10 protein-coding genes are annotated in these 11,183 nt (G+C 58.7%); 6 read left to right on the top strand and 4 right to left on the bottom strand.

Features of this window, described 5'->3' with window-relative positions; all coding sequences use genetic code 11:
- Nucleotides 1-300: 300 nt before the first annotated feature.
- From yjfF to ytfQ, 4 genes are read right to left on the bottom strand one after another with little or no spacing between them, the layout of a single operon-like run.
- Complete coding sequence (gene yjfF, locus ACJY2L_RS05400) at nucleotides 301-1,284, bottom strand: galactofuranose ABC transporter, permease protein YjfF (RefSeq protein ID WP_439212000.1); 984 nt, start codon at nucleotides 1,282-1,284, stop codon at nucleotides 301-303.
- On the bottom strand, nucleotides 1,277-2,296 hold the full coding sequence (gene ytfT / locus ACJY2L_RS05395) for a galactofuranose ABC transporter, ATP-binding protein YtfT (protein WP_439211999.1): 1,020 nt from the start codon (nucleotides 2,294-2,296) through the stop codon (nucleotides 1,277-1,279). Before ytfT ends, yjfF begins: the two co-directional genes overlap by 8 nt.
- Complete coding sequence (ytfR, locus tag ACJY2L_RS05390; RefSeq protein ID WP_067430402.1) at nucleotides 2,289-3,803, bottom strand: galactofuranose ABC transporter, ATP-binding protein YtfR; 1,515 nt, start codon at nucleotides 3,801-3,803, stop codon at nucleotides 2,289-2,291. Before ytfR ends, ytfT begins: the two co-directional genes overlap by 8 nt.
- Nucleotides 3,804-3,855: 52 nt before the next feature.
- Nucleotides 3,856-4,812, bottom strand: a complete 957-nt coding sequence (gene ytfQ / locus ACJY2L_RS05385; protein WP_187486701.1) for a galactofuranose ABC transporter, galactofuranose-binding protein YtfQ — start codon at nucleotides 4,810-4,812, stop codon at nucleotides 3,856-3,858.
- A gap of 510 nt (nucleotides 4,813-5,322) precedes the next feature.
- Between ytfQ and ydgT the strand changes: the two genes are divergently transcribed.
- The 6 genes from ydgT to rsxD all read left to right on the top strand — a co-directional run bounded on the left by ydgT (nucleotide 5,323) and on the right by rsxD (nucleotide 11,182).
- Nucleotides 5,323-5,538, top strand: coding sequence for a transcription modulator YdgT (ydgT, locus tag ACJY2L_RS05380; protein WP_071852502.1), 216 nt, complete (start codon nucleotides 5,323-5,325; stop codon nucleotides 5,536-5,538).
- A gap of 82 nt (nucleotides 5,539-5,620) precedes the next feature.
- A complete protein-coding gene (locus tag ACJY2L_RS05375; protein WP_067430394.1) occupies nucleotides 5,621-6,061 on the top strand; it encodes a DUF2569 domain-containing protein in 441 nt (146 codons plus the stop codon).
- Nucleotides 6,062-6,184: 123 nt separating this feature from the next.
- Nucleotides 6,185-6,766, top strand: coding sequence for an electron transport complex subunit RsxA (gene rsxA, locus ACJY2L_RS05370; RefSeq protein WP_439211997.1), 582 nt, complete (start codon nucleotides 6,185-6,187; stop codon nucleotides 6,764-6,766).
- Nucleotides 6,766-7,344: an electron transport complex subunit RsxB gene (gene rsxB / locus ACJY2L_RS05365; RefSeq protein ID WP_439211995.1), complete on the top strand. Its 579-nt coding sequence runs from the start codon at nucleotides 6,766-6,768 to the stop codon at nucleotides 7,342-7,344. Before rsxA ends, rsxB begins: the two co-directional genes overlap by 1 nt.
- Entirely contained in the window at nucleotides 7,337-10,123 is a 2,787-nt protein-coding gene (gene rsxC, locus ACJY2L_RS05360) for an electron transport complex subunit RsxC (protein ID WP_439211993.1), read from the top strand. The genes rsxB and rsxC overlap by 8 nt, the downstream gene beginning before the upstream one ends.
- Nucleotides 10,124-11,182 carry an electron transport complex subunit RsxD gene (gene rsxD / locus ACJY2L_RS05355; protein WP_439211992.1) on the top strand — a complete coding sequence of 353 codons (1,059 nt, stop codon included), beginning with the start codon at nucleotides 10,124-10,126 and terminating at the stop codon, nucleotides 11,180-11,182.
- The last annotated feature ends 1 nt before the right edge of the window (nucleotide 11,183 follow it).

Here is an 11,183-nt window from a genome sequence, read left to right as displayed (position 1 = left end):
AGCGTTGAGCGGGGAGCGAATCGCGAGCGGTCCGTGAAGAAATGTGAACCGACGAAGGGACCCGCGCAGCGGGCGGTTGTGTTTGCCGGATAGCGCGGGTGCAGGGCCGGGGCGACTGCCGGCCCTGCTCGGGCAGGCTTTAGCCTGAACGAAATGGCCCCTGACCTGGCCCTTAAAAAAGCAACCTGCATGCAAGGCAGAACGAAACGGCCCTTGACTTGGCCCTTAAAAAGGCAACCTGCATGCAAGGCAGAACGAAACGGCCCTGGCCCTTAGAAAGGCCGCCCGCCGCCGGGCCGACTACAACACCCTCCTGACTGGTGCATTCTGCTGCCGATCCCACATCACCGTCAGCAACCGCTGCAGCGCAATAAACACAAACAGCAGCACGCCGATAGCGATTTTAGTCCACCACGAGCTGAGCGTGCCGTCGAAGTTAATCCAGGTCTGAATCAGGCCCTGAATCAACACGCCGAACAGCGTGCCGAGCACGGTGCCAACACCGCCGGAGAGCAGCGTGCCGCCGATCACCACCGAGGCGATCGCATCCAGCTCGACGCCTAATCCGGCCAGCGCGTAGCCCGCCGAGGTATAGATCGAGAACACAATGCCCGCCAGCGTGGCCAGCGTGGTGGACAGCATATAAATACGCACCGTGGTGGCGCGGGTGGAGATGCCCATGAGCTGCGCGGAGACGTTACTGCCGCCGACGGCGTAAACCTGGTTGCCGAAGCGGGTGCGATGCGCCACCAGAATGCCCATCGCCACCACCGCCAGCATGATAAGCGCCAGCAGGCTGAGCCGTCCGCCGCCGGGTATTTTCCACGCCATGCTGGAGAGCGTGCTGTAGAGCGGATGGTCGATTGGAATCGAGCTTTCAGAGATCAGATAGCTGCAGCCGCGCAGAAAAAACATGCCCGCCAGAGTGATGATAAACGCCGGGATTTTCAGCGCATCGATCAGCCAGCCCATCATGGCGCCAAACAGCGCACCGCCCAGCAGGATGATCGTAAAGGCGAGCCACGGCGACAGATGAAAATCGCCGATAACCCGGGCAAGAAAGACGCCGGTGAAGGCGATCACCGCGCCCACCGACAGATCGATACCGCCTGAGAGGATCACAAAGGTCATACCCACGGCGATAATGCCTAAAAAGGCGTTGTCGGTGAGAATATTGCAGATCACCCGGGTGGAGGCGAAGCCCGGAAACTGGCTCAGACAAAACAGGTAGCCCGCCACGAACACCAGTAAGGTGATCATCAGCGGCAGATGACGTTTAACCATGACGATCTCCTCGTTTAAACAGCGCAATCACGCGCGGGGATTGCAGCAGCAGCACACACATCACCACCACCGCTTTAACCACCTGATTCAGCTCTGGCGGAAAACCCGACAGCAAAATCCCGGTGTTCATTGCCTGAATAATCAACGCGCCGATCAGCGAAAGCGCCAGGCTAAAGCGTCCGCCGAGCAGCGACGCACCGCCAATCACCACCGCCAGGATCGCATCCAGCTCCAGCCACAATCCGGCGTTATTGGCATCGGCTCCGCGTATATCCGCTGCAACGATCAAACCCGCCACCGCGGCGCACAGGCCGCTGATCACGTAGGTCGACATCACCACCAGCCAGCCGTTAACGCCAGCGTTGCGCGCGGCACGCAGGTTGATACCGACCGCTTCAATAAACAGCCCCAGCGCGGTTTTGCGCGTCAGCACCCAGACCACCAGCGCCAGCAGCAGCGTGATCCACACCGGCACCGGAATCAGCGCCAGCGATCCGTTGCCGATAAAGCCCAGCGCATCGCTGTCGAAGGTCACAATTTGTCCCTGGGTAATCAGCTGCGCAATGCCGCGTCCCGCCACCATCAAAATCAGCGTGGCGACAAACGGCTGAATTTTCAGCAGCGCCACCAGCACGCCGTTCCACAGCCCGCAGAGCACGCCCGCAGCCAGCGTGGTCAGCACAATCGCCAGCAGCGGATAGCCCGCGACGGTCATGGTGGCCGCGGTGGCACCGGCAATCGCCATCACCGCGCCCACCGACAGATCGATGCCGCCAGTCGCGATCACCAGCGTCATGCCGATAGCCAGAATCGCCACCGGCGCCGCGCGGTTAAGAATGTCGATCGGGCTGCCGAACAGCCGACCATCCTGCAGATGAATGGCGAAAAAGTTGTTTGCCACCAGGCTGTCAACCAGCAGCACCAGAATCAGCGCCGCAATCTGCGGCATGCCGGGCGGTAGCCTGCGCTTTTGCATCGGCGGTTTCCCTGTAGTTGTTGGCGAATCAAGCATGTGCACCCCCATCGGCAATAGCGTTGACGATCGCCGCGACCGAGAGCTTCTCTAACGGAATTTCAGCGACCTGCTCGCGATCGCGCAGAATAATTACCCGATCGGCATAGCCCACCAGCTCCTCCAGTTCAGAGGAGATCACCAGCAACGCCAGGCCATCTGCGCAGAGTGATTCAATCAGGCGAATGATCTCGGCGTGGGCGCCGACGTCAATGCCGCGCGTCGGTTCGTCAAGGATCAGAAACTGCGGTTTGGTGACCAGCCAGCGCGACAGCAGCACCTTTTGCTGGTTGCCGCCTGACAGCAGGCCAATCGGTTGTTCCGCATTGGGCGTGCGGATGCCGAGGCTTTTAATGAAACGATCGGCAATCTCCTGCTGCTCACGCTTGCCGATCGGCTTTAACCAGCCGCGCTGCGCCTGCAGGGCAAGGATGATATTTTCCCGCACCGAGGCGCTGCCAATGATGCCATCGGTTTTGCGATCTTCCGGACAGAAGCCCATGCCGAGCTTTGAGGCCTGTGCCGGAGTCCGAATGCGCTGGACCTTGCCGCGAATTTTCGCCGTGCCGCTGTCGGCCGGTTTGATGCCAAACAGCAGCTCAGCGGTTTCGGTACGCCCGGAGCCAAGCAGGCCCGCCAGGCCCACCGCTTCGCCAGGACGCACCTGTAAATTAAAGGGCGCGATGGTGCCCTTTTTGCCGTAGTCGGTAAATTCCACCACTGGCCGATCGCTACGCAGGGTGCTGCCGGCGCGCTGCAAGGCAGTTTCCAGCAGTTCGCGCCCCAGCATCAGCTTGATCAGCTCCAGCCGCGGCAGGCTCTGCGTCTCGCGGGTGGCGATAAACTGGCCGTTGCGCAGCACGGTAATGCGATCGCAGACGCGGTAAACCTGATCGAGAAAGTGGGTGACGAAGATCAGGCTCATGCCTTTGGCTTTCAGCTGATTCATCAGCGTAAACAGCATGTCCACTTCGCTGGCATCGAGGCTGGCAGTGGGTTCATCCAGGATCAACACCTGCGCAGAGAGATCCACCGCGCGGCAGATGGCGATGATCTGCTGCATTGCCACCGAGTAGTGGCCAAGCGGGCGCGTGACGTCCAGCTCAAAGCCATAATCGTGCAGCAGCTTCTGCGCATCACGCACCATACGCTTACGATCGATCATGCCCAGACGGCGCGGTTCGCGGCCAATAAACAGATTATCCGCCACCGACATATTGGGCAGCAGGTTAACTTCCTGATAAACAGTGCCGATGCCAAACGCCTGCGCCTGCGCGGTGCTCTGCGGGTTGATCGCCACGCCGTTCAGGCTGATTTCACCAGCATCGCGGCTGTAAACGCCGGTCAGCACTTTGATCAGGGTCGATTTGCCGGCACCGTTTTCGCCTAGCAGCGCCATGATTTCTCCGCGCTGCAGACTGAATGAGACATTATCGAGGGCGCGAACGCCGGGAAAGAATTTACTGATGCCCTGCATGGTTAGCAGTGATTCGTCTGCTCTGCTCATGACTCACCTTAACGCGAAAGTAATGGCCGCCCGGATGCGGGCGGCGCGAGGATCAGTAACCCATGCCTTTTTTGGTGTCTAACTGTGCCTGCGCATCGGCGGGCAGATAGAGTTTTGATTCGGTCTGAATGATTTTTGGCGGCATGGTGCCATCTTTGCGGAATTTCTCCAGCGCATCGAACGCCGGACCGGCCATGTTTGGCGTCAGTTCAACGTTGGCGTTGGCTTCACCGGCCAGCATCGCTTTGTAGATGTCCGGCACGCCATCAATCGAACCGGTGAGGATATCTTTGCCCGGTTTCAGGCCCGCTTCTTTGATCGCCTGAATGGCGCCGATCGCCATATCATCGTTGTGCGCGTAAACCATGCAGATATTTTTGCCGTTGTTCTCAGCCTTGATAAAGCTCTCCATCACCTCTTTGCCTTTGCTGCGGGTAAAGTCGCCAGACTGAGAGCGGATGACCTTGATATTTTTGGCGTTGGCAATCGCCTCGGCAAAGCCTTTCTTACGATCGATCGCCACGCTGGCACCTACCGTGCCCTGCAGCTCCACCACGTTACACTGTTTGTCGCCGACGGTTTTCACCAGCCAGTCACCAATCAGGCGCCCTTCCTTGACGTTATCAGCGGTGACCACCGCCATGTAGAGCGATTTATCTTTCACCACGATGGCGCGATCGAGCAGGAATACCGGAATCTTCGCATCTTTGGCTTCTTCCAGCACCGGCTCCCAGCCGGTTTGCACTACTGGCGCAATGAAAATGGCATCAACGCCCTGCGCAATAAAAGAGCGCACCGCCTTGATTTGGTTCTCCTGTTTCTGCTGACCATCGGCAATTTTCAGCGTAATACCGCGCTTTTTAGCCTCGCTTTTCGCTACGCTGGTTTCAGCGGCACGCCAGCCCGATTCGGAACCAACCTGAGAAAAGCCAACGGTAAGATCTGCTGCCAGCGCTGACGCGGAAAAAGCCGCACTGATGAGCGTGGTTAAGAGTAAACGCTTCCACATAATTATTTTCCTCTGCGGGGAGTGTGTTGTTCAGGTACAAAGCCCCTACAGCCTGGACTAATTGTGCTCGGGCAAAATGGACGTGCTTCACAAATCCTATCGCTTTAAAGAGCTTAGCGCGCTTCACCGCCCGTTTTTCATCAGGTGAATATGGATAAATCGGCTTTTTTTGCCGTTCTGGCACGTTAAATATTTGTAATAAACAGAAGTGCTTATCCGCTTTGATTTTGGAAACGATTACAGCTTTACGTAACTTCCTGCCATCACGCTGAATGATCAGGGAATTTCCATATTTGTGATAGCTCGCACAGTCCGTCAGACGGGGAAACACGGCGCACGAGTGCAGTCAGCGGCGCTTTCAGGCGAGAAGCTAACCGCCGTAATCAGGCAATTCGCTGCCGTTTGCTGAGTTATTATCTGAAAAACAGCCTTTTTGGCGCGGGAAAATTTGGCCTTGCCGAAGACGCGCTTTATACTCAGCCCCTTCTCCTCTCTGTATAAATGGCCCTCATGACCGCGCAAGATTACCTGTTGAAGTTTCGTAAAATTAATAACGCAGAAAGTCTGGAAAAACTTTACGACCACCTCAATTATTCCCTCACCGACGACCAGGACATCATCAACATGTATCGCGCTGCCGACCACCGGCGCGCCGAGCTGGTGTCGGGCGGGCGGCTGTTCGATTTAGGCTGCGTACCCAAATCTGTCTGGCGTTACGTGATATAATCGTGCCATCTCGTTTTATCGCTGTGCGCCTTCCGCTGCGCGGTTGCACCGGAACGCATCTGCTTGTTTCAGGAGCCGTTTTATGACCGTAACTGCTGCTCAGCCACGCATCGGCGGCTGGCTATTGCTGCCGCTCGCCTGGCTGATCATGACGCTGCTTACCAGTGCGCTGGTGATGGCGATGTATCTGAGTGTGATCAGCACGGCGGAAGTCCGTCACACCCTGTTCAGCAGCCATCAGTTCACGCTGCAATGGGCGCTGTCGCTGGCAACATCGGCCATCGTGTGGGTGTACAGCGCGTGGGTAACGTGGATTTTTTGTCAGCGATCGCGCCGGTTGCCGCGCCATTACATTATCTGGCTGCTGCTGACCGTGCTGCTGGCGCTGAAGACCTTTGCCTTTTCGCCGGTAGCGGATGGTGCGGCGGTACGGACATTGCTGATTTCTCTGCTGGCCGCCGCCGTGCTGGTGCCCTATTTCAAGCGCTCACAACGGGTAAAAAACACCTTCACCGCGCCGTAATGGCGCTGTTTTGCGTGGAAATTTAATCGTGAGTGCGATCGCCTCTTTTTCCCACTGAACTATGGTTGTGATCACATTTCTGTTGCCTGATAATAGGCCGCTTTCCGACTCCCGGGCGAAAAAATGACCGAATACTTACTGCTTTTTATCGGCACGGTGCTGGTGAATAACTTCGTGTTAGTGAAGTTTCTAGGCCTTTGTCCGTTTATGGGCGTTTCCAAAAAACTGGAGACGGCCATTGGCATGGGTCTCGCCACCACATTTGTTATCACACTGGCCTCGATCTGTTCGTGGCTGGTGAATCACCTGTTGTTGATTCCGCTCGATTTAATCTATCTGCGCACTCTGGCCTATATCCTGGTGATTGCCGTGGTAGTGCAGTTCACAGAAATGGTGGTGCGTAAAACCAGCCCGGCGCTCTATCGCCTGCTGGGCATTTTTCTGCCGCTGATCACCACCAACTGCGCCGTGCTGGCGGTGCCGCTACTGAGCGTGAATTACAACCACTCGTTTCTGCAGGCCGCGTTGTATGGTTTCAGCGCCTCACTGGGCTTCTCTCTGGTGATGGTGCTGTTTGCCGGTATGCGCGAGCGTCTGGTGCTGGCCAACGTGCCAGCTCCCTTTAAAGGTTCCTCTATCGCCCTGATTACCGCCGGGCTGATGGCGCTGGCCTTTATGGGCTTCGCAGGTTTGGTGAAATTCTGATGTCGGCAATCTGGATAGCAATCATTTCAATCAGTGCGCTGAGCCTGATTTTTGGCGGCCTGCTTGGCTACGCGTCACGTCGCTTCAAGGTCGAAGAAGATCCGATCGTTGAGCAGATTGACGCGGTGCTGCCGCAAAGCCAGTGCGGCCAGTGCGGTTATCCTGGCTGTCGCCCTTACGCCGACGCGGTGGGCAACAACGGCGAAGCGATCAATAAATGTGCACCCGGCGGCGAGCAAACCATGCTCAAGCTGGCCGAGCTGTTGAACGTCGAGCCACAGCCGATTGACGGCGATGCCAGCGCAAAAGCGCCGGTGCGTACCGTGGCCTGGATTGACGAAGAGAACTGCATTGGCTGCACCAAATGCATTCAGGCCTGCCCGGTTGACGCCATCGTCGGTGCCACGCGCGCCATGCACACCGTGCTTAGCGACGTCTGCACCGGCTGCGATCTCTGCGTAGCGCCGTGCCCGACCGACTGCATAGAGATGCGCCCGGTTGCCACCACCACCGCCAACTGGAAGTGGGACCTTAATTCGATTCCTGTGCGGGTCATTCCCGCGGATAGCCATGCTTAATCTGTTATCGCTGTTCCGTAAAGACAAAATCTGGGATTTCGACGGCGGCATTCATCCACCGGAGATGAAAACCCAGTCTAACGGCACGCCGCTGCGTCAGCTGCCGCTGGCCGATCGCTATATTATCCCGCTGAAACAGCATATTGGTCATGAAGGCGAGCTCTGCGTGCAGCCCGGTGACCACGTGCTGCGCGGCCAGCCGCTGACCTTTGGTCATGGCCGCATGCTGCCGGTACACGCGCCAACATCCGGCACCGTGACTGCCATCGCGCCACACATGACCGCGCACCCTTCTGGCTTAACTGAAACCTGCGTGTTTATCACGCCGGATGGTGACGATCGCTGGATTGCGCGCGAGACGATCGGTGATTATCGTCAGCTCTCCCGCGAAGAGGTGGTTACGCGTATTCATCAGGCGGGTGTCGCCGGTCTGGGTGGCGCGGGTTTTCCTACGGCAACCAAGCTGAAAGGCGGCCTGCGCGGCATCAATACGCTGATAATCAATGCGGCCGAATGCGAACCCTATATCACCGCCGATGACCGGCTGATGCAGGATTACGCGGCTGAAGTGCTGGAAGGCTGCCGGATTCTCGGCTGGGTGCTGCAGGCGGAACGCGTGCTGATTGGCATCGAAGACAACAAGCCGCAGGCAATTGCTGCGCTGCGCCAGGCGCTGGGTAAAGAGAGCGATCTGGCGATTCGCGTGGTGCCCACCAAATATCCGTCCGGCGGCGCCAAACAGCTGACCAAAATTCTCACCGGTAAAGAGGTGCCGCACGGCGGACGCTCCACCGATATCGGCGTGCTGATGCAAAACGTCGGCACCGCCTGGGCGGTTAAGCGCGCCATTATCGACGGCGAACCGATCACCGAGCGCGTGGTTACCCTGACCGGCGAAGCGATCGCCCGCCCGGCTAACGTCTGGGGCCGCCTCGGCACGCCAGTCAGCCATCTGCTGCGCGAAGTGGGATTCAAACCGGGCAAAAACCAGATGGTGATCATGGGCGGTCCGCTGATGGGCTTTACCCTGCCCGCGCTGGATGTGCCGATTGTCAAAATCAGCAACTGCATTCTGGCGCCTTCTGCCACTGAAATGGGCGAAGAGCTGGAAGAGCAATCCTGTATTCGCTGTAGCGCCTGCGCCGATGCCTGCCCGGCCAACCTGTTGCCGCAGCAGCTCTTCTGGTACAGCCAGGGCGGCGACCATGACAAAGCCCGCGCGCACCATATTGATGACTGCATTGAATGCGGTGCCTGCGCCTATGTCTGCCCGAGCAACATTCCGCTGGTGCAATATTATCGTCAGGAAAAAGCCGAGCTGCGTGCCATCGATCTGGAAGCACAGCGCACCGCCGAGGCGAAAGCGCGTTTCGAAGCGCGGCAAACTCGTCTTGAACGCGAGAAGCTGGCGCGTGAAGCGCGTCATGAACAGGCGAAGCGCAAGGTGAGCGCCAGTCAGCAGACGCAAATTGATGCCGCACGCGAACGCGTCTATGACAAAAACCGCGCGGCTGATGAAACCGATGCGCTGAATGCGGCGGCGCTGGCCGAACAGAATGCACGTCACGCTCAGGCGCTGGTTGAACAGGCTGAGCAGCAGATGGAAACCGAGCCGGTGACCCGTCAGGCGGTTGATCCGCGCAAAGCCGCCGTCGAAGCGGCCATTGCCCGTGCCAAAGCGAAACAGGCTTCTGCCGCAGTAGCCAGCGAATCGGCGAATAATCACGCTTCGCCTCCCGCCCGCGCAGCCAGAGTTGAAAAAGTTGGCGTCGATCCGCGTAAAGCGGCGGTCGAAGCAGCGATTGCTCGTGCTAAAGCCAAAAAAACGGCACAGGATGGCGACGCGGTGCCTGATGCGGCTTCTGCTGATGCCGAACAATCTGCCGATCCACGTAAGGCCGCGGTAGAAGCAGCGATCGCCCGTGCTAAAGCGAGGAAAGCGGCGCAGGCTGCTGCATCTGACGCAGCACCGCAGCAGGCAACGGACGTCGCAGAAAATCCGCAGGCCGATGCGCCAGCCGTCGATCCTCGCAAGGCTGCGGTAGAAGCGGCGATCGCCCGCGCCAAAGCGAAGAAAGCGGCGCAGGCTGCTGCATCTGAAGCAGCACCACAGCAGGCAACGGACGTCGCAGAAAATTCGCAGGCCGATGCGCCAGCCGTCGATCCACGTAAGGCCGCAGTAGAAGCAGCGATCGCCCGCGCCAAAGCGAAGAAAGCGGCGCAGGCTGCTGCATCTGACGCAGCAGCGCAGCAGGCAACGGACGTCGCAAAAAATCCGCAGGCCGATGCGCCAGCCGTCGATCCACGTAAGGCTGCGGTAGAAGCGGCGATCGCCCGCGCCAAAGCGAAGAAAGCGGCGCAGGCCGCTGCATCTGACGCAGCACCGCAGCAGGCAGCTGATGTAGTGAATGAAGCACAGGCCGATGCGCCTGAAGCCGCGCCAGCTGCCGATCCGCGCAGGGCCGCCATCGATGCAGCGATCGCCCGCGCCAAAGCGAAGAAAGCGGCACAGGCCGCTGCATCTGAAGCCGAACCACAGCAAGCAGCTGATGTAGTGAATGAAGCACAGGCCGATGCGCCTGAAGCCGCGCCAGCTGCCGATCCGCGCAGGGCCGCCATCGACGCGGCGATTGCCCGCGCTAAGGCGAAGAAAGCGGCACAGGCCGCCGCGGATAACAATGAAGAAGAAACGCTGGATCCGCGTAAGGCTGCCATTGCGGCAGCGATTGCCCGGGCAAAAGCAAAAAAAGCCCAGCAGCATAATCGAACTGAGGATTAAATGGCGTTCCGCATAGCAAGCTCTCCTTATACGCACAATCGCCGCAGCACCAGCTCAATCATGATGCTGGTACTGCTGGCCGCCATTCCGGGCATGGCCGCCCAGTATTATTTTTTCGGTCCAGGTAACCTGCTACAGGTGCTGCTGGCGGCCATTACCGCCTGGAGTACCGAAGCGGCGATCCTGAAACTGCGCAAGCAGCCCGTCGCGCTGAATCTGGCCGATAATTCAGCGCTGCTTACCGCCCTGCTGCTTGGCGTCAGCCTGCCGCCGCTGGCGCCGTGGTGGCTGATTGTTATTGGCACCGTGTTCGCCATCGTGATTGCCAAACAGCTGTATGGCGGGCTGGGGCAAAACCCGTTTAACCCGGCGATGATTGGCTACGTGGTGCTGCTGATCTCCTTCCCGGTGCAGATGACCAGCTGGCTGCCGCCGGAATCCTTGCAGGTGATTAAGCCCGGACTGCTGGACTCCCTGAGCATGATTTTCACCCATCACACGCTGGCGGGCGAAACCATGCAGCAGTTGCAGATGGGCGTTGATGGCGTCAGTCAGGCGACGCCGCTGGACAGTTTTAAAACTGGCCTGCGCGCCGGTCACAGCGCCGATCAGCTGCTGGCATTGCCGATTTTTCACGGCGTCATTGCCGGGCTGGGCTGGCAGTGGATCAATATCGGTTTTCTGCTGGGCGGTCTGTTCCTGCTGGCTAACAACACCATCCGCTGGCACATCCCACTGAGTATGCTGGCCTCGCTGGCGGTCTGCGCCACCCTTGGCTGGTTGATTGCGCCGGGCTCGCTGGTTTCGCCGCTGATCCACCTGTTTTCCGGTGCCACCATGCTGGGGGCCTTTTTCATCGCCACCGATCCGGTGACCGCGTCCACCACCAATAAAGGCCGTTTGCTGTATGGTGCGCTGATTGGGCTACTGGTGTGGTTGATCCGCAGTTACGGCGGCTACCCAGATGGCGTGGCGTTTGCGGTGTTGCTGGCCAATATCTGCGTGCCGCTGATTGATTACTATACCCAGCCGCGCGTTTACGGGCATCGCAAGGAGTGAG

Origin of the sequence: Duffyella sp. Ts4 (assembly GCF_051851875.1) — a bacterium.
Classification (GTDB): Bacteria; Pseudomonadota; Gammaproteobacteria; order Enterobacterales; family Enterobacteriaceae; genus Duffyella; species Duffyella gerundensis.
Note: the sequence above shows the minus strand (reverse complement) of the source record. Positions and strands in the feature narration are given on the sequence as shown.

Coding starts and splice junctions, on each gene's coding strand:
- yjfF (WP_439212000.1), bottom strand. CDS start 1,284: ATGGTTAAACGTCATCTGCCGCTGATGATCACCTTACTGGTGTTCGTG.
- ytfT (WP_439211999.1), bottom strand. CDS start 2,296: ATGCTTGATTCGCCAACAACTACAGGGAAACCGCCGATGCAAAAGCGC.
- ytfR (WP_067430402.1), bottom strand. CDS start 3,803: ATGAGCAGAGCAGACGAATCACTGCTAACCATGCAGGGCATCAGTAAA.
- ytfQ (WP_187486701.1), bottom strand. CDS start 4,812: ATGTGGAAGCGTTTACTCTTAACCACGCTCATCAGTGCGGCTTTTTCC.
- ydgT (WP_071852502.1), top strand. CDS start 5,323: ATGACCGCGCAAGATTACCTGTTGAAGTTTCGTAAAATTAATAACGCA.
- ACJY2L_RS05375 (WP_067430394.1), top strand. CDS start 5,621: ATGACCGTAACTGCTGCTCAGCCACGCATCGGCGGCTGGCTATTGCTG.
- rsxA (WP_439211997.1), top strand. CDS start 6,185: ATGACCGAATACTTACTGCTTTTTATCGGCACGGTGCTGGTGAATAAC.
- rsxB (WP_439211995.1), top strand. CDS start 6,766: ATGTCGGCAATCTGGATAGCAATCATTTCAATCAGTGCGCTGAGCCTG.
- rsxC (WP_439211993.1), top strand. CDS start 7,337: ATGCTTAATCTGTTATCGCTGTTCCGTAAAGACAAAATCTGGGATTTC.
- rsxD (WP_439211992.1), top strand. CDS start 10,124: ATGGCGTTCCGCATAGCAAGCTCTCCTTATACGCACAATCGCCGCAGC.